This window comes from Cupriavidus sp. SIMBA_020 (assembly GCF_046535395.1).
Taxonomy (GTDB): domain Bacteria; phylum Pseudomonadota; class Gammaproteobacteria; order Burkholderiales; family Burkholderiaceae; genus Cupriavidus; species Cupriavidus campinensis.
Genome location: NZ_JAWRWU010000005.1, coordinates 414,374 through 431,546, shown reverse-complemented (window position 1 = coordinate 431,546; position 17,173 = coordinate 414,374). Strand labels below are relative to the sequence as shown.

Below are 17,173 nucleotides of genomic sequence, written 5' to 3'. Positions count from 1 at the left end.
AAGCTGAACATGGAGCAGGCGCTGCGCCGCATCTTCGAGGCCTACCGCGACAAGGTGGTGGAGGCGCGTACGCTGGTCGACGCCTCGCACTGAGCACGGCATGGCACGCATTGCCCTGAAAGTGGATGTGGACACGCTGCGCGGCACCCGCGAAGGCGTGCCCAAGCTGCTGTCGATGCTGGCCGCCGTGCAGGCGGAGGCCACGTTCCTGTTCAGCCTCGGCCCGGACCACACGGGCTGGGCGCTGCGGCGCGTGTTCCGGCCCGGCTTCCTGAAGAAGGTCTCGCGTACGTCGGTGGTGTCCAACTACGGGCTGCGCACGCTGATGTACGGCGTGCTGCTGCCGGGCCCCGACATCGGCCGCAAGGGCGCCGCAGAGATGCGCGCGGCCGCCGCAGCCGGGCACGAGTGCGGCATCCACACCTGGGACCACGTCTACTGGCAGGACAACGTGCGCACGCGCGACGCCGCCTGGACGCGCCGCCAGATGCAGCACGCCCACCGCCGCTTCGTGGAGATCTTCGGCACGCCGCCCACCACGCACGGCGCGGCAGGCTGGCAGATGAACGACGACGCGTTCCTGCAGATCGACGACTGGGGCATGGCCTACGCCTCTGACGGACGCGGCACGGCGCCGTACATCCCCACCGTGGCGGGCAAGCCCTGCCGCCACGTGCAGATGCCGACCACGCTACCCACGCTCGACGAGCTGATCGGCGTGGACGATCTCACCGAGGACAACGTCCACCACGCGCTGCTGCGCCTGACCGAGGGGCCCGGCGATCACATTTTCACGCTCCACACCGAGCTGGAAGGCGGCAAGCTGGCGCCCGTGTTCGAGCGGCTGCTGGCCGGCTGGCGCGCGCAAGGCCACGACCTGGTGTCGATGGCCACCTACTACCGCCACCTCGATCGCACCGACCTGCCGCAACTGCCCGTCACCTGGGGCGAGATTGCCGGCCGCAGCGGGGAACTGATCATCCAGCCGTGAGCTTGCGGTGATTAGCCCCCTTAATCTCCGCAAATTATGCGGAGATTAAGTTGCGCATGCGGAGATTAGCAACCATAATCTCCGCATGAAACGCGGCGATTACACCTATATCTGGCAGGCCTCCGGCTGGACCCACTGGCGCTACGACCTCGAGGTGCTCGCACAGCCCATCGCCGAGGTCAGCCGTGCCCAAGGCATGTTGCTGGGGCGGCTGACGGATCTCGGCCTGGCGCTCCGCGATCAGGCCAGCCTCGCCGCGCTCACCGACGATGTGGTCAAAACCAGTGAAATCGAGGGGGAGCACCTGAAGGTGGAGTCGGTGCGCTCCTCCATCGCCCGGCGCCTCGGGGTGGACATTGGCGCGCTGGCGCCCGTGGATCGCCATGTCGAGGGCGTGGTGGAAATGGTGCTGGACGCCACGTCCAACAGCATGGCGCCCATGACCCGGGAACGCCTGTTCGGCTGGCACGCCGCGCTGTTTCCCACCGGATACTCCGGGCTGTCGTCGATCAACACGGGCCGTTGGCGGGACGACGCCAAAGGTCCGATGCAGGTCGTCTCCGGCCCTGTTGGCCGCCAGCGTGTGCATTTCGAGGCGCCGCCGGCCGATCAACTCGAAGATGAGGCCAGCCTGTTCCTCAAATGGTTCAATGCCGCGCCCAAGGACCCTCCCCTCATCCGGGCAGGGCTGGGTCACCTGTGGTTCGTCACCATGCACCCGTTCGATGACGGCAACGGGCGCATCGCGCGTGCCATCGGCGACCTGCTGCTGGCGCGCGCCGACGGCACCTCGCAGCGCTTCTACAGCCTGTCGGCGCAGATCCAGCGCGAGCGCGCGGCCTACTACGACATCCTGGAGCGCACGCAGCGGGGATCGAAGGAGGTGACCGAGTGGCTGGCGTGGTTCCTGAACGCCCTCCACCGTGCGGTCGACCACGCCCACCTGAACCTTGACGCGGTACTGGCAAAAGCGCGCTTCTGGCATCACTGGGCCATGCTGCCGTTGAACGAGCGGCAGGTGAAGCTTCTCAACCGGCTGCTCGATGGTTTCGACGGCAAGCTCACCAGCAGCAAGTGGGCGGCCATCGCCAAATGTTCACCGGACACGGCGCTGCGGGACATCAATGACCTGCTGGCGCGCGGCGTGCTGAGAAAAACGGACGGCGGCGGGCGCAGTACCGGTTACGAACTGGACGACAGGTTCACGAACGCACACCCCGCGCCAGCCGCAGCCCGTTGAACACCACCAGCAGGCTGGCGCCCATATCGGCGAACACGGCCATCCACATCGTGCCCATGCCCATCACGGTCAGCACGAGGAAGACCGCCTTGATGCCCAGCGCCAGCGCGATGTTCTGCTTGAGGATGGCCGCCGTGCGCCGGGACAGCTGCACGAAGACAGGGATCTTGCGCAGGTCGTCATCCATCAGCGCCACATCGGCCGTCTCGATGGCGGTATCGGTGCCCGCCGCGCCCATGGCGAAGCCGATGTCCGCGCGCGCCAGCGCCGGGGCGTCGTTGATGCCATCGCCCACCATGCCCACGCCGCCGCCGTGCGTGTGCGCCTGCCCGGCCAGCGCCGCGATGGCGTCCGCCTTGTCCTGGGGCAGCTGATTGCCACGCACCTCGTCGATGCCCACCGCCGCGCCAATCGCCTGCACCGTGTGCGGGTTGTCGCCGGACAGCATCAGCGTCTTCACGCCCAGCGCGTGCAGCGCCTCGATGGCCTGCCGGCTGGTGTCGCGCACCGTATCCGCCACGGCGAACAGCGCCAGCGCACGCGGATTCGCCCCGTCCACCTCGGCCGACGCCAGCAGGACAAGGGTCTTGCCCTGCCGCTCGATCGCCTCCAGCCGGGCCTCCAGCGCCGGCGAGCACGCGCCAAGATCGTGGATCAGGCGATGGTTGCCGAGGCAATACGTCACCCCCGCCACGCCGCCGCGCACGCCCTGCCCGGGCAATGCGGCGAAATCATCCACGGCCAGCGGCGCGATGCCTTCCGCCTCGGCCGCCACGGCCACGGCCCGCGAGACCGGGTGGTCGGAGCGCGCGGCCAGGCTGGCCGCAATCGCACGGGCCTGCGGCAGGTCGTCCACCAGCAGGGCAAAATCGGTCTGCACCGGTTTGCCGTGCGTGAGCGTGCCGGTCTTGTCGAGCGCCAGCCATGCCAGGTGCCGGCCCTGCTCCAGATAGACGCCGCCCTTGATCAGGATGCCGCGCCGCGCGGCGGCGGCCAGCCCGCTGACGATGGTCACCGGCGTGGAGATCACCAGCGCGCACGGGCAGGCAATCACCAGCAGCACCAGCGCCTTGTAGATCCAGTCGAGCCAGGCGCCGCCCAGCAGCGGCGGCACTACCGCCACGGCCACGGCCAGCGCGAAGACCACCGGGGTGTAGACACGCGCGAACTGGTCCACGAAACGCTGCGTGGGCGCGCGGCTGCCCTGCGCGGCCTCCACGGCGTGGATGATGCGAGCCAGCGTGGAATCGCTGGCCGGGGCGGTCACGGTGTATTCGAGTTCGCCGGACTGGTTGATCGAGCCGGCGTACAGCGGATCTCCCACGGTCTTGTCGACCGGCACGCTCTCGCCCGTGATCGGCGCCTGATCCAGCGCGGATTGGCCGCGCAGCACGCGGCCATCGATCGCCACGCGCTCGCCGGGGCGCAGGCGCACCACGGCGCCCACGGGCACGTCGCGCGCCGGCACGGCCAGCCAGGTGCCGTCCGGCTGCTGCACGGTGGCCTGCTCGGGCGCCATCGCCATCAGCCCCCGCACGGCGTTGCGCGCGCGGTCCAGCGAGGCGGCCTCGATGCGCTCCGCCAGCGCGAAGAGGACCATCACCATCGCCGCCTCGGGCCATTGGCCGATCAGCATGGCGCCGGTGACGGCGATGCTCATCAGGGCGTTGATATTGAGATTGCCGTGGCGGATGGCGATCCAGCCCTTGCGATAGACGCCCAGACCGGACACCAGCACAGCGGCCAGCGCCAGCACGGCGGGTGCGTACGGCAGGCCCCATTCGAACCAGTGTGCCGCCTCGGCGCCCAGTGCGGTCACGCCGGCCAGTGCCAGTGGCCACCAGGGCTTGGGCGCTTCGGCGGCAGCGGGGGCGTCGGCCGGGGTGTCGGCATTCAGCGGCTGGGCGTGCATGCCGAGCGTGGCAATCGCCTTGACCACGACGTCGGTCGAATCCAGCGTGTGGTGGACGGTCAGCACGCGCTGCATCAGGTTGAAGTCGAGCGCGGCCACGCCGGCCATGCCGCCGAGCTTGTTGCGGATCAGCGTTTCCTCGGTCGGGCAGTCCATGGCCTCGATGCGGTAGGCGGCTGAGCGTGTGCCGGCCGGGGCGGCCATCGGCTGGCGGAGGGGCGCCGCCGCCGCGCCACAGGCTGCGCCACAGCAGGCGTGTTCGGCGGCAGGTTCGGCGGCGGGTTCGGCGGCATGGACATGCGCGTGGCCATGATCATGTGCGTGATCGTGCTCAAGATCATGGTCATGCGAATGTGTATGCGGCATCACGTGATCGGCGGTATGGCGGGCCATGGCGGATAAAGTTGGTCTGGTCTGATGCCATTGAAGACCCTGTAGTGGCTACAAGGTCAACCCTTGGGGACGAATCCGCACAGATGACACGGTTGTCACGTGCGCCGGCGCCGCTGCCCCGTATAATCGGCCGCCATGCGTCGCCTGCTCCTCGTCTTTCTCGCCATTCTGCTGCCGATCCAGTTCGCCTGGGCCGGCGCTGCGGCGTACTGCGCACATGAGGAGCGTGCGCCGGCGAATGGCGCCGGCTGGCACATCGGCCACCATAGCCACGTGCATGCTGGCGCCGATGCCCATCAGGACGCCGCCAAGCCTTCCCCGAAACTGCCCGACGCCGACTGCGCCGCCTGCCACTTCCCCGGCTCGCACGGGGTGATTGCGCAGGCCATCCTGCCCGGCAGCTACCATTTCGTCACCGTGCGCTACCTGCCGCGTGTTGCGGGCTTCGGCTCCATCCCCGCGCGCGCCCCAGACCGGCCCCAGTGGTCGCGTCCCGCCTGAGCGGCGAGACGCGGACAATCCCCCTTCCCTGACTGCCTGACGTCTCGCCGATTTTCCCTGTCTGCAACGGTGAAATTCGATGAGAAACCTTGTATTGCCTTGGGCAATGGCCGCCGCATTGGCGTGGTGCGGCCTCCTGCCCCTTGCCGCCGCACAGCCGGCGGCGCCCGCCTCGCCGCCCGCCAGCCAGGAGCCGCCCGGCCCGCTGAAGCTGGAGACCGCGCTGGCGCTGGCCATCGCGCAGAACCCCACGCTCTCCGCCGCGCGCCACGAGCTTGACGCCACCGAAGGCGGCATCACGCAGGCGCGCGTGATACCGAACCCCGAAGTGGCCGTGCTGATGGAAGACACGCGCCAATCCACCCGAACCACCACGGCGCAGATGAACCTGCCGGTGGAGTTGGGCGGCAAGCGCGCCGCGCGGATCGGCGCGGCCCAGCGCACGCGCGAACTAGCGCAGGCGCAGCTGGACGCCACGCAGGCGGACCTGCGCGCCAGCGTCATCGGCGCCTTTTTCAACGTGCTGGTGGCGCAAGAGCGCGTCAGGCTGGCGGCGGGTGCCGTCGACATCGCCCGGCGCGGCGCCAACGTGGCCGCGCGCCGCGTGGCGGCCGGCAAGGTCTCGCCGGTGGAGGAAACCAAGGCCGGCGTGGAACTGGCGAATGCCGAACTCGAGCGCGCCGAGGCCGATGCGGCGCTCGTCGCCGCGCGGCAGGCGCTGGCCACGCTGTGGGGCAACCCGTCGCCCCAGTTCGCCGAAGCGGATGGCAGCCTCGATACCCTGCCCGCGCGCCCGGACGCCCTCGTCCTGCGCGAAGCGCTAGACGCCGCGCCCGCCACCGTGGCGAGCCAGCGCGAACTGGCGCGCCGGCAGGCCGAGATCAACGTGGAGCGCAGCCGCCAGTATCCCGATGTGACGCTGAGCCTTGGCGCCAAGCGGGAAAATGCCTCCGACCGGGGCTACTACCCGGTGCTCGGCGTGGCGATTCCGCTGCCGCTGTTCGACCGCAACCAGGGCAACCTCTACACCGCGATCCGGCAGGCCGACAAGGCCGCGGACGCCTATCGCGCCACGCGGCTCCGGCTGGACCACGACCTGCAACAGGCCACCAGCCAGCTTGCCGTCTCGCGCGGCTCGGCGCAGACGCTGCGCGACACCGTGCTCCCGGCCGCCCAGCGCGCCTATCAGGCCGCCACGCAGGGCTTCGAGGCCGGCAAGTTCAGCTATCTCGAAGTCCTGGACGCCCAGCGCACGCTGTTCCAGGCGCGCATCCGCTATCTCGGCGTGGTGGCCAATGCCTGGCAGGCCGCCACCACGATCGACCGCATTCTCGGCCGCTGACGCGCCGCAAGGATTTTCCATGACCCTCACACGAAAACAAGGCATGGCCATCGCGGCCATCGTCATCGGCGGCCTGATCGCCGCGCTGGCGCTGCTGCTGGTGGGCCGCGAGAGCGGATCGCACGACGATCACGGCCACGGCGGCCACGGCGACCATGGCGGGCACAGCGAAAATGCACCCGCCGCCTCGGCGCCTCAGGCCCCAGCCGCCACCCCCGGCCTGATCGCCATGACCCCCGAGCAGATCGCCAACGCCAACCTCTTGCTGCGCACCGCCGGCCCGGGCCGCATCCGCAGCACGGTGCAGTTCCCGGGCGAAATCCGCTTCAACGAGGACCGCACCGCCCACGTGGTGCCGCGCGTGGCGGGCGTGGCCGAGGCGGTCGCGGCCAATCTCGGCCAGCGGGTGAAAAAGGGCGACCTGCTGGCGGTCTTCGCCAGCACGCAGTTGTCCGAGTTGCGCAGCGAATGGCTGGCCGGCCAGCGGCGGCTGGAGCTGGCCCGCAGCACCTTTGCCCGCGAGAAGCGGCTCTGGGAAGACAAGGTGTCCGCCGAGCAGGACTACCTGGCCGCCCGCACCGCCTTGCAGGAGGCCGAAATCGCGGTGCGCAACGCCGCGCAGAAGCTGACCGCCATCGGCGCGAAGCCTTCGGCGGACGGCATCAACCGCTTCGAGCTGCGCGCGCCGTTCGACGGCATCGTCGTCGAGAAACACCTGTCGCTGGGCGAAGCCGTGGGCGCCGACACCGCCGTCTTCACCCTCTCCGATCTGACCACGGTCTGGGCCGAATTCGTGATCGCGCCGAAGGATCTCGGCCATGTGCGGCTCGGGGAGGCGGTGCGCGTCACCTCCACCGCGTTCGACGGCACCGCCGACGGCAAGGTCTCCTACGTGGGCGCCCTGCTCGGCCAGCAGACCCGCACGGCCACCGCCCGCGTGACGCTGGCCAACCCCGAGATGGCCTGGCGCCCCGGCCTGTTCGTCACGGTCAGCGTGAACACGGGCGAAGTGGACGCCCCCGTGGTCATCGAGACCGAAGCCCTGCAGACCGACGACGGCCACACGCAGGTCTTCGTGGCGGTGCCGGGCGGCTTCGCGGCGCGCACGGTCAAGACCGGCCGCACGGACGGCCAGCGCATCGAGGTCACGGACGGCCTGCCCGCCGGCACGCGCTACGTGGCGGCCAACAGCTTCGTGCTGAAGGCCGAACAGGGCAAGGCCGGCGCCGAGCACGCCCACTGAGCGGAGCGACCACACATGTTCGAACGCATCCTCCGCTTCGCCATCGCGCAGCGCTGGCTGGTCATGCTGGCCGTGCTGGCCATGGCCGCGCTGGGCTTCTACAACTACGGCCGGCTGCCCATCGACGCCGTGCCGGACATCACCAACGTCCAGGTGCAGATCAACACGGCGGCGCCGGGCTACTCGCCGCTCGAGTCCGAGCAGCGCATCACCTACCCGATCGAAACCGCCATGGCCGGCCTGCCGGGGCTGGTGCAGACGCGCTCGCTGTCACGCTACGGGCTGTCGCAGGTCACGGTGATCTTCCATGACGGCACCGACATCCATTTCGCGCGGCAACTGGTCAGCCAGCGCATCCAGGACGCCCGCGCGCAGCTGCCGGCCGGCGTGGCGCCGCAGATGGGGCCGATCTCGACCGGCCTCGGAGAGATCTACCTGTGGACCGTGGAGGCCGGGCCCGACGCGCGCAAGCCGGACGGCACGCCCTACACCGCCACGGATCTGCGCGAGATCCAGGACTGGCTGATCAAGCCGCAGCTGCGCACCGTGCCGGGCGTGACCGAGATCAACACGATCGGCGGCTTCGCCAGGGAGTACCTCGTGGCGCCGAACCCGGAGAAGCTGGCGGCGTACGGCATGTCGCTCCAGCACGTGGTGCAGGCGCTGGAGCGTAACAACGGCAACGTCGGCGCCGGCTATATCGAGCGGCGGGGCGAGCAGTATCTGGTGCGGGCGCCGGGGCAGGTGAAGTCGATCGACGACATCCGCGATGTGATCGTCGGCACCGCCCAGGGCCAGCCGATCCGCATCCGGGATCTGGCCGATGTCGGCCTGGGCCGGGAGCTGCGCACCGGCGCGGCCACCGACAACGGCCGGGAGGTGGTGCTCGGCACGGTCTTCATGCTGATTGGCGAGAACAGCCGCGCCGTCTCGCGCGCGGTGGATGCGCGCATGGTGGCGATCAACAAGTCGCTGCCGGCCGGTGTGCAGGCCGTGACGGTCTACGACCGCACCGTGCTGGTCGACAAGGCCATCGCCACGGTCAAGAAGAACCTGCTGGAAGGCGCCGCGCTGGTGGTGGCGGTGCTGTTCCTGTTCCTCGGCAACCTGCGCGCGGCGCTGATCACGGCAATGGTGATCCCGTTGTCGATGCTGTTCACGTTCACCGGCATGGTGGCCGCCGGCATCAGCGCCAACCTGATGAGCCTGGGCGCGCTGGACTTCGGCATCATCGTCGATGGCGCGGTGGTCATCGTCGAGAACTGCGTGCGGCGGCTGGCCCATGCGCGGCAGGCCGCCGGACGGCCACTGACGCGCGCCGAGCGCCTCGAGGAGGTGTTCGCGGCGGCGCGGGAGGCGCGGCGGCCGCTGGTCTTCGGCCAGCTGATCATCATGATCGTCTACGTGCCGATCCTGGCGCTGACGGGCGTAGAGGGCAAGATGTTCCACCCGATGGCGAACACGGTGGTGCTGGCGCTGCTGGGCGCGCTGATCCTGTCGGTGACCTTCGTGCCCGCCGCCGTGGCGCTGTGCATCGGCGACCGCGTGGCGGAGAAGGAGAACCGCGTGATGGGCTGGGCGCGCCGCTGGTACGCGCCGGCGCTGTCGCGCGCGCTGGCCAATACGCCGGTCGTGCTGACCGGCGCCGTGGTGGCTGTGCTGCTGAGCGGGCTCATGGCCACGCGGCTCGGCAGCGAGTTCATCCCCAACCTGAACGAGGGGGACTTCGCCGTGCAGGCGCTGCGCATTCCGGGCACCAGCCTGACGCAGTCGGTGGCGATGCAGCAGCAGATCGAAACCCGGCTGAAGGCGAAGTTCCCCGAGGTGGAGCGCGTGTTCGCGCGCACGGGCACGGCGGAGATCGCGGCGGACCCGATGCCGCCCAACATCTCGGACGGCTACATCATGCTCAAGCCGCGCGACCAGTGGCCCGATCCGTCCCGCTCGTACGATGCCCTGCGCACGGCCATGTCGGCCGAACTGGAACAACTGCCCGGCAACCGCTACGAGTTCTCGCAGCCGATCCAGCTCCGCTTCAACGAGTTGATCTCCGGCGTGCGTAGCGACGTGGCGGTGAAGCTCTACGGCGACGACAACGCCGTGCTCGCCGCCACCGCCCAGCGCATCGCCGAGGTGCTGCAACGCGTGCCCGGCGCCGCCGAGGTCAAGGTGGAACAGACCTCGGGCCTCCCGGTGCTGACCGTGGACATCGACCGCGCGCGCGCCGCGCGCTACGGCCTCAACATGGCCGATGTGCAGGAAACCGTGGCAATTGCCGTGGGCGGCCGCGACGCCGGCCTGTTCTACCAGGGCGACCGCCGCTTCAATATCGGCGTGCGGCTGCCGGAGGGGATTCGTGCCGATGTGGAGGCGCTGCGGCGCCTCCCGATTCCCCTCCCCAAAGGGTCGGACGCCCGCACGAGCTACATCCCGCTGGGCGAGATTGCCACGCTGGAGATTGCGCCGGGGCCGAACCAGGTGTCGCGCGAGAACGGCAAGCGGCGCATTGTGGTCAGCGCCAACGTGCGCGGGCGCGACGTCGGCAGCTTCGTGCCGGAGGCGATGGGCGCCGTCGAACGCGGGGTGGCGGTGCCCGCCGGCTACTGGATTGCCTGGGGCGGGACGTTCGAGCAGCTGCAATCGGCCACGCAGCGGCTCGGCATCGTGGTGCCGCTGGCGCTGCTGCTGGTCTTCGCGCTGCTGTTCGTCATGTTCGGCAACCTGCGCGACGGCCTGCTGGTCTTCACCGGCATTCCGTTCGCGCTGACGGGTGGCGTGCTGGCGCTCTGGCTGCGTGGCATGCCGCTGTCGATCTCGGCGGCGGTGGGGTTTATCGCGCTGTCTGGCGTGGCGGTGCTGAACGGGCTGGTGATGCTGTCGTTCATCCGCACCCTGCGGGACGCGGGCCAGCCGCTGGACGCTGCCGTCACCACCGGCGCCCTGACCCGCCTGCGGCCGGTGCTGATGACGGCGCTGGTGGCGTCGCTGGGCTTCGTGCCGATGGCCATCGCCACCGGCACGGGCGCCGAGGTACAGCGCCCGGTGGCCACGGTGGTGATCGGCGGCATCCTGTCATCGACGGCGCTGACGCTGCTGGTCCTGCCGGTGCTGTACCGGTGGGCGCATCGGCGCGGGGGATTGGCCGCGGCCGGGCCTGCTGCTAGTGCTCGCAGTTGACCATCCAGCTCATGCCGAACTTGTCGACGAGCATGCCGAATCCTTCGGCCCAGAACGTCTTCTGGTATGGCATGAGCACCCGCCCGCCTTCGGCCAGCGCCTCGAAGATGCGCTGGCCCTCCGCGTTGGGCACGTAGCCCACGGACAGCATGAACCCCGAAAAGGGGTATGGCTCCCCTTCCCGTCCGTCCGAGGCCATGATCTGGCTGTCGCCGATCTGGATGTTGGCGTGCATCACCTTGTCCCCCCAGGCCGGCGAGGCGGGTGCCTCGCCCGGCGGCGCTTCCTTGTAGCGCATCAGGAACGTCACCTTGGCGTCGAGCACCTTGCCGTAGAACGCCATCGCCTCGTCGAAACGGCCACCAAAATCGAGATACGGTTGTACCTGCATATCGGTCTCCTTCACGTCACGTGGGTGCCCGGATGCGGGCGCCGACCATTATGCGCCGGCCCTGCCGCCGGTCAACGCGTCCGGAAAATCGATCTCGAACTCGGTCTGCACCGCATCGCTGCGCACGGTGACGCTGCCGCCATGGAGCCGCATGATGGTATCGACGATGGCCAGCCCCAGCCCCGTGGAGGTGGCCGAATTGCGGCGCGAGGGGTCCGCGCGGTAGAAGCGCCCGAACAGGTGCGGCAACGACTCCGGCGCAATGGCCGGGCCGGCGTTGGCCACGCGGATGTCGGTAAACCCGGGCCGGCCGCGCCCCACCGCCACGCGCACGGTGCTGCCGGCCGGCGCGTGGCGCAGGGCGTTGTCGAGCAGGTTGATGATGGCGCGCCGCAGCAACGTGCGGTCGGCGGTGACCGTGGCGGCGCCCGACACGGCCACCGTGACGTCGCGGTCGGCCGCCACGGCCTCGAAGTACTCGGCCACCTTGTCCAGCTCCGCGCGGGCATCCAGTTCGCATGCCCCCAACGCCACCTGCGCGTTGTCCGCGCGGGCCAGGAACAGCATGTTCTCGATCATCCGCGCCAGCCGCTCGTATTCCTCGAGGTTCGATTCGAGCAGCGATTCGTACTCGGCCGGGCTGCGGCGCTGGGCCAGCGTGACCTGCGTCTGCCCCACCAGGTTGCTGATCGGGGTGCGGAAGTCGTGCGCCAGATCGGCCGAGAATGCCGAGAGGCGCGTGAAGCTGTCCTGCAATCGCGCCAGCATGCCGTTGAGCGCGCCGGCCAGCTCACGCAGTTCCTCGGGTGCGCCGCCCACGTCCAGCCGTGTGGCCAGCCGGCTGGTGGTCACCGCCGCCGCGTCGCTGGCCATGCGGCGCAGCGGCCTCAAGCCGCGCCGCGCCAGCAGGTAGCCCAGCGCCGCCGCCACCAGCGCGCCGCACAGCACCGCACCCAATAGCTGGCTGCGGTATTCGCGCATCAGCGCCACCCGGTAGCCGGCGTCGCTGAGCACGACGATCTCCACGGCGCGGTCGGTGTTGCCCACCACGCCCAGCGCCGCCACGCCGCGCGACGGCACGCCGTTGCGCGGATACCAGGTCTGGAGCATGCCCTTGTCCGGCGCGGCGGTAGCCGGCAGCACGCGCAGCGGCGGCACCGACTCGTTGCGCGGGTTCAGCGTGATCAGCGGCTCGCCCTGGCGCGTACGCACCACAAGGATCAGGCCCTCATGGCCCATGGCGATATCGGCAAAGCGGTGGGTGTCGGCACGGATCTCGGCTTCGTCGCCCACCTCGCGCAGCAGGTGGCGCACGAGCAGGATCTCGCCGACCAGTTCGCTTTCGTCGCGCGCCTGGAGCTGGCTGTCGAGCGCGCTGGAGAGGTAGGCCGCCACGCCGACCAGAATCGCCGCCGTGGTCAGGCCATAGGCCAGCGCCAGCCGCGTGGTCAGGGACGCCGTGAGGGACACCGGCAGCGCGCCGGAGAGGCGGCCCAGCATTCGTCGCAAGCGACGCGCCATGGCCGCTCAGCCCTCGTCCGATTCGTCGAGCACGTAGCCCATGCCGCGACGCGTGTGGATCAGCTTGCGCGGGAACGGGTCATCCACCTTGGCGCGCAGCCGGCGAATGGACACATCCACCACATTGGTATTGCTGTCGAAATTCATGTCCCAGACCTGGGAGGCGATCAGCGAGCGCGAAAGCACCTCGCCCCGGCGCCGCGCCAGCAGTTGCAGCAGCGCGAATTCCTTCGAGGTGAGATCGATCTTCTGCCCGGCACGCGAGACACGGCGCCGGATCGCGTCGATCTGGAGATCGGCCACTTCCATGAACTCGCTCTCGCGCAGCGGACCGCGCCGCAGGATGGTGCGGATGCGCGCCACCAGTTCGGCGAAGGCGAACGGCTTGACCATGTAGTCGTCGGCGCCAAGTTCCAGGCCCTTGAGGCGGTCGGACAGCTCGTCGCGGGCGGTCAGGCAGAGCACCGGGGTGTCCTTGTCGCGGCGCAGTTCGCGCAGCACCTGCCAGCCGTCCATGCCGGGCAGCATCACGTCGAGCACGATGAGGTCGTAGTGCTGCTCGCGCGCATGGCCCAGGCCGTCCACGCCGTCACGGGCGAGATCGGCCACGAAACCTGATTCCGTGAGGCCCTTGAGCAGGTAATCGCCGGCCTTTGGTTCGTCTTCAACAATCAGGATGCGCATGGAATGTCACTGACAACAGCTTCGGGTTGCGGGGGAATCCACGACACTAGCTGAGGTAGGCAAGCAATGGGCGAAGATTGCAGGAATGTCATCTTGGCGCCAGCGTTCTGACGGGTGGAATGCCAGTACAATGCGCGCTGCCATGATGAAAGGACGCCGCCTGTGCGTCCCGTCTGGCGCGCCCCTGATATCCGCAATGAAACGCCTGCCTGCCCTCTCCCTGTTGTGCCTTGCCCTGTCCACCCTGCCCGTTTCCGGCGCCAGCGCGGCGGTCATGGACTCCAGCGTAGCGGAAGTGGCCGGTTTGTCGATGTCGGAGCGGCATGTGGCCATCAAGGCCGAGGCCGAAGCCGCCATCATCAACACGGATGCGGCCCAGTGCACCGAGGCGACCAGCGCGGCCAACCTGCCTTCGCCCCTGCCTTCTCCCCTGCCAGTGCTCGCGGAACTGCCGCGTGTGGCGCTTGAGCATCATCGGCACGCGGTGCCGATGGCCACGCCAGCGGCGTTCGCCACCTCAGCCGCCTACATTCCGCTACCGGTCGAGCGTCCGGCCCCTCACTGCTGAACCCGCCGCGTGGCGCTCACGCCACCCTTCAGTCCACGCGATAAAAATCGATCGATTGCCCCGCGTTGACCGCGCGCTGGAGCCAGTCGGGATATTCGCCGGTACCGTCCCACGTCTGCCCCATCGCATTGCGGTAGAGAACTCGTACTTGCGCCATTTCCGCTTGGGTGGCGGCGACGGGGGGGGCGTCGGTTTCCACGGCGACGACGTCGCCGTCTTCGCTATCGGCAAAGCAACCTGCCTCGACCAGATCGTCGAACGTCAGGCCATGGCGATCCATTTGCTCGCGGATCCACGCTACCGCGGCTTGTTTAGTGGCATCAGACTCGGACATGACTATCGTGCGGCGCCCGCCGCCAGGTGGGCGGGCTGGTGAAAGACCTTTTGGGGGAATGGCCCTGAATGGCTGGACCAGTACGGATTCTACAGGGTCTTTGCTCCGCCCCCGCCGCATTTCGTGCGGCGGCACATCGTAATTCCGCGAGATTTGCTGCATGACAGCATTGTCATGGATAGGTCATCTTGGCGTCGGGGGCTCGCTTCTAGACTGCCTGCCATGGTCGCCATCAGTCCGGTGCGCGCCGTCATGCACGACGCCACACAGCGCGACCCAACGCAGTTCCCGCCTCCCTGGGACACGCAACGGAGTCTCACTATGCCTTCTATCCGACAAACCATCCGACAAACCATCCGACAAACCATCGCCTACGCCGCCCTGGCCGCCACACTGGCGGGCACCGCCGGCCTCGCCCACGCCGCACCGCGTTCGGCCGACCCGTTCACCGACGGCGCCCGCGTGGGTGCGCGCGATGTCTATACCGACGGCGCCCGCGCCGTGCACGACACCCGCAGCCCCTTCGTGGACGGTGCGTTCAGCGCCACCGGCCCGCGTGACGCGTTCGACAGCGGCGCCTGATCGACGCCCCGCCCTCCCGCGCAGGCGGCTTCAGCCCGCCTGCTCCACGCCGGGAAACTGCGACGCGGGCATCGGGCGGCCCAGCAGGTAGCCTTGCAGCGCGTCGCAGCCCAGATCGGCAAGGAAGGTCCGCTGCGCGGCCGTTTCCACACCTTCCGCCACCACCTGCAGCTTCAGCGTGCGGCCCAGCGCCACGATGGCGGACACGATGGCCGCGTCCTCCGTATCTTCCGCAAGATCCCGCACGAAGCCGCGATCGATCTTCAGCTCGCTGGCCGGAATCCGCTTCAGGTGCAGCAGGCTCGAATACCCGGTGCCGAAGTCATCGATGGCGATGCGCACGCCCATGTCGTCCAGTTGCGTGAGGATGGCCAGGCTGGCCTCCACGTCGCGCATCGCCGTGGACTCCGTGATTTCCAGCGTCAGGCTGCCCGGTGGCACGCCGTGGCGCGTCAGCGCCCGCCCCACCGACTCGACCATGCCGGCATGGCAGAACTGCAACGCCGACAGGTTGACCGCCATCGACCAGCCCATATGGCCCAGCGCATGCCACTCGGCCAGCTGGCGGCACGCCTCGTCGAGCACCCAGTCCCCGATCGGCACGATGGCGCCGGTCTTCTCCGCCAGCGTGATGAACTGGTCCGGCATCAGCTGGCCGTGTGTGGGATGGTTCCAGCGCAGCAGCGCCTCCGCGCCGACCAGCTCGCCGCCCACGGCGGCGAACTTGGGCTGATAGTGCAGTTCTAGCTGGCCGTGCTTGAGCGCGCCGCGCAGGTCCTGGATCAGCGCCTGCTGCGTGCGCGCCTGGTGATTCATCGAGCGCTCGAAGAAGCAGTACGCGTTGCGGCCGGCCGCCTTGGCGTGATACATCGCCGCATCCGCGTTGGACATCAGCGCGTCCTGGTCCTGCCCATCCGCCGGATGCAGGGCAATGCCGATGCTGCCCGAGACGTGGAGCGCGTGGCCGCCCACCTGCACGGTCTCGCGCAGCGCCTCCAGCAGCCCTTCGGCGATCACGCCGGCATCCTCGGGTTCGTCGATGCGCACCAGCAGCACGAATTCGTCGCCGCCCACGCGGGAGATGGTGTCATCGGCCCGCACCACCGTGCGCAGCCGCCGGGCGATTTCCACCAGCAGGCCGTCGCCCACGTGATGGCCGTAGGTATCGTTCACGCCCTTGAAGCCGTCGAGATCGACAAACAGCACGGCAAAGCGCGCATGCTGGCTGGCGCTGGCCTGGATGGCCTGCGCGAAGCGGTCGTCCAGCAGCGCGCGGTTCGGCAGATGGGTGAGCTTGTCGTGCAGGGCCAGGAATTCGAGTTCCTCATTCGCCACGCCTAGCGCCTGCGCCAGCACAGCGGTGCGCATCTCCAGCCGCATGTCGAGTACCGAGGTAATCAGCGCCACCGCCAGCACGCAGACCGTGATGACGAGGATGGGCAGCGCCAGCGTGCCGCTGTGCACGCCATCACGCGCCGCGCCGCACACGCTGCCGAGCGGAAACTGGGCCGCCGCCATGCCCGTGTAGTGCATGGCGGCGATGGCCACGCCCATCACCACGGCCGCGCCGAGGCGCAGCTGGTGGATGCGCGGCATGTTCCGGCGCAGCCGGAAGGCAATCCAGAGCGCCACGCCCGACGCCGCCACCGCAATCCCAATCGACAGCGCGAACAGCCACGGCACGTAGTGGATGCCCGGCTGCATGCGCAGCGCGGCCATGCCGGTGTAGTGCATGCTGGCCACGGCGGCGCCCAGCACCAGCGCGCCCATCACCAGCCGGCGCCGGGGCAGGTGTTCCTGGCAGACCAGCCTAAGCGCGAAGGCCGAGGCGACGATGGCGATCCCCAGCGAGCCCACCGTGATGGCCGGATCGTAGCCCAGCGGAATGGGCAGCTGGAACGCCAGCATGCCGACGAAATGCATCGACCAGATGCCCAGCCCCATGGCGACCGCGCCGCCAGCCAGCCACATATGGGCATAGCGCCCGCGTGCGGTGGCGATACGGCCGGCCAGGTCCAGCGCGGTATAGGACGCGAGGATGGCCACCAGCAGGGAAAACAGGACGAGAAGCGCGTCGTAGCTCGGGGAAATCATGGTGGCGCGTGACGAAGCAGTGGCTCGGAGAGCCGGAATTCTGAGGGGTGGCGCCGCGCGAGCGTGCAATTCCCGGTATCAGTGGGGTTATCGGCGAATGGAGGCCAGACTTTAGCGGGATTGCGCTATGCCTGCCTACCCTTTTCCCCCGGCCCGCGCCGGTTCCTCCGGTTTGCCGAGGGCTTGACACAAGCCCGAGC

The 17,173-nt window shown here is 69.2% G+C and carries 14 protein-coding genes; 8 read left to right on the top strand and 6 right to left on the bottom strand.

Features of this window, described 5'->3' with window-relative positions; translation table 11 throughout:
* The first annotated feature begins 100 nt into the window (after positions 1-100).
* Together SB751_RS13350 and SB751_RS13345 are read left to right on the top strand one after the other, a co-directional pair.
* Positions 101-991 carry a polysaccharide deacetylase family protein gene (locus SB751_RS13350; RefSeq protein ID WP_144197148.1) on the top strand — a complete coding sequence of 297 codons (891 nt, stop codon included), beginning with the start codon at positions 101-103 and terminating at the stop codon, positions 989-991.
* Between the two features lie 85 nt (positions 992-1,076).
* A complete protein-coding gene (locus SB751_RS13345; protein WP_211943691.1) occupies positions 1,077-2,231 on the top strand; it encodes a Fic family protein in 1,155 nt (384 codons plus the stop codon).
* Here the strand turns inward: SB751_RS13345 and SB751_RS13340 are convergent.
* Positions 2,194-4,536, bottom strand: coding sequence for a heavy metal translocating P-type ATPase (locus tag SB751_RS13340; RefSeq protein WP_410748114.1), 2,343 nt, complete (start codon positions 4,534-4,536; stop codon positions 2,194-2,196). The genes SB751_RS13345 and SB751_RS13340 overlap by 38 nt on opposite strands.
* Before the next feature lie 135 nt (positions 4,537-4,671).
* Here SB751_RS13340 and czcI point away from each other — a divergent pair, with 135 nt between their 5' ends.
* The 4 genes from czcI to SB751_RS13320 all read left to right on the top strand — a co-directional run bounded on the left by czcI (position 4,672) and on the right by SB751_RS13320 (position 10,799).
* Entirely contained in the window at positions 4,672-5,037 is a 366-nt protein-coding gene (czcI, locus tag SB751_RS13335; protein WP_144197145.1) for a cation efflux protein, CzcI family, read from the top strand.
* Positions 5,038-5,116: 79 nt separating this feature from the next.
* Positions 5,117-6,379 carry a TolC family protein gene (locus SB751_RS13330; RefSeq protein ID WP_211943692.1) on the top strand — a complete coding sequence of 421 codons (1,263 nt, stop codon included), beginning with the start codon at positions 5,117-5,119 and terminating at the stop codon, positions 6,377-6,379.
* A gap of 19 nt (positions 6,380-6,398) precedes the next feature.
* The gene (locus tag SB751_RS13325; RefSeq protein WP_211943693.1) at positions 6,399-7,622 is read left to right on the top strand and encodes an efflux RND transporter periplasmic adaptor subunit; all 1,224 of its coding nucleotides are present in this window, start codon (positions 6,399-6,401) and stop codon (positions 7,620-7,622) included.
* 15 nt (positions 7,623-7,637) lie between these two features.
* Positions 7,638-10,799, top strand: a complete 3,162-nt coding sequence (locus SB751_RS13320) for an efflux RND transporter permease subunit (RefSeq protein WP_410748113.1) — start codon at positions 7,638-7,640, stop codon at positions 10,797-10,799.
* Here the strand turns inward: SB751_RS13320 and SB751_RS13315 are convergent.
* Genes SB751_RS13315 through SB751_RS13305 form a run of 3 tightly spaced genes read right to left on the bottom strand, consistent with a single transcriptional unit; the run spans position 10,783 to position 13,395 of the window.
* Positions 10,783-11,190: a VOC family protein gene (locus tag SB751_RS13315; protein ID WP_144197141.1), complete on the bottom strand. Its 408-nt coding sequence runs from the start codon at positions 11,188-11,190 to the stop codon at positions 10,783-10,785. The genes SB751_RS13320 and SB751_RS13315 overlap by 17 nt on opposite strands.
* 48 nt (positions 11,191-11,238) lie before the next feature.
* On the bottom strand, positions 11,239-12,711 hold the full coding sequence (locus SB751_RS13310) for a heavy metal sensor histidine kinase (RefSeq protein WP_144197140.1): 1,473 nt from the start codon (positions 12,709-12,711) through the stop codon (positions 11,239-11,241).
* A gap of 6 nt (positions 12,712-12,717) precedes the next feature.
* On the bottom strand, positions 12,718-13,395 hold the full coding sequence (locus SB751_RS13305; protein ID WP_092299922.1) for a heavy metal response regulator transcription factor: 678 nt from the start codon (positions 13,393-13,395) through the stop codon (positions 12,718-12,720).
* 196 nt (positions 13,396-13,591) lie between these two features.
* Here SB751_RS13305 and SB751_RS13300 point away from each other — a divergent pair, with 196 nt between their 5' ends.
* Positions 13,592-13,963 carry a hypothetical protein gene (locus tag SB751_RS13300; protein WP_144197139.1) on the top strand — a complete coding sequence of 124 codons (372 nt, stop codon included), beginning with the start codon at positions 13,592-13,594 and terminating at the stop codon, positions 13,961-13,963.
* Between the two features lie 28 nt (positions 13,964-13,991).
* Here SB751_RS13300 and SB751_RS13295 read toward each other — a convergent pair whose 3' ends face one another.
* Positions 13,992-14,297: an H-NS family nucleoid-associated regulatory protein gene (locus SB751_RS13295; protein WP_144197138.1), complete on the bottom strand. Its 306-nt coding sequence runs from the start codon at positions 14,295-14,297 to the stop codon at positions 13,992-13,994.
* Between the two features lie 321 nt (positions 14,298-14,618).
* On the opposite strand from SB751_RS13295, the gene SB751_RS13290 reads away from it, so the two are divergent.
* Positions 14,619-14,879: a copper resistance protein CopQ gene (locus SB751_RS13290; protein ID WP_410748112.1), complete on the top strand. Its 261-nt coding sequence runs from the start codon at positions 14,619-14,621 to the stop codon at positions 14,877-14,879.
* A 30-nt stretch (positions 14,880-14,909) separates the two neighbouring features.
* Here the strand turns inward: SB751_RS13290 and SB751_RS13285 are convergent, their stop codons facing one another.
* On the bottom strand, positions 14,910-16,973 hold the full coding sequence (locus SB751_RS13285; RefSeq protein WP_144197136.1) for a putative bifunctional diguanylate cyclase/phosphodiesterase: 2,064 nt from the start codon (positions 16,971-16,973) through the stop codon (positions 14,910-14,912).
* Positions 16,974-17,173 lie beyond the last annotated feature (200 nt).

Coding starts and splice junctions, on each gene's coding strand:
- SB751_RS13345 (WP_211943691.1), top strand. CDS start 1,077: ATGAAACGCGGCGATTACACCTATATCTGGCAGGCCTCCGGCTGGACC.
- SB751_RS13310 (WP_144197140.1), bottom strand. CDS start 12,711: ATGGCGCGTCGCTTGCGACGAATGCTGGGCCGCCTCTCCGGCGCGCTG.
- SB751_RS13295 (WP_144197138.1), bottom strand. CDS start 14,297: ATGTCCGAGTCTGATGCCACTAAACAAGCCGCGGTAGCGTGGATCCGC.
- SB751_RS13285 (WP_144197136.1), bottom strand. CDS start 16,973: ATGATTTCCCCGAGCTACGACGCGCTTCTCGTCCTGTTTTCCCTGCTG.
- SB751_RS13315 (WP_144197141.1), bottom strand. CDS start 11,190: ATGCAGGTACAACCGTATCTCGATTTTGGTGGCCGTTTCGACGAGGCG.
- SB751_RS13320 (WP_410748113.1), top strand. CDS start 7,638: ATGTTCGAACGCATCCTCCGCTTCGCCATCGCGCAGCGCTGGCTGGTC.
- SB751_RS13305 (WP_092299922.1), bottom strand. CDS start 13,395: ATGCGCATCCTGATTGTTGAAGACGAACCAAAGGCCGGCGATTACCTG.
- SB751_RS13300 (WP_144197139.1), top strand. CDS start 13,592: ATGAAACGCCTGCCTGCCCTCTCCCTGTTGTGCCTTGCCCTGTCCACC.
- czcI (WP_144197145.1), top strand. CDS start 4,672: ATGCGTCGCCTGCTCCTCGTCTTTCTCGCCATTCTGCTGCCGATCCAG.
- SB751_RS13340 (WP_410748114.1), bottom strand. CDS start 4,536: ATGGCCCGCCATACCGCCGATCACGTGATGCCGCATACACATTCGCAT.
- SB751_RS13330 (WP_211943692.1), top strand. CDS start 5,117: ATGAGAAACCTTGTATTGCCTTGGGCAATGGCCGCCGCATTGGCGTGG.
- SB751_RS13290 (WP_410748112.1), top strand. CDS start 14,619: ATGCCTTCTATCCGACAAACCATCCGACAAACCATCCGACAAACCATC.
- SB751_RS13325 (WP_211943693.1), top strand. CDS start 6,399: ATGACCCTCACACGAAAACAAGGCATGGCCATCGCGGCCATCGTCATC.
- SB751_RS13350 (WP_144197148.1), top strand. CDS start 101: ATGGCACGCATTGCCCTGAAAGTGGATGTGGACACGCTGCGCGGCACC.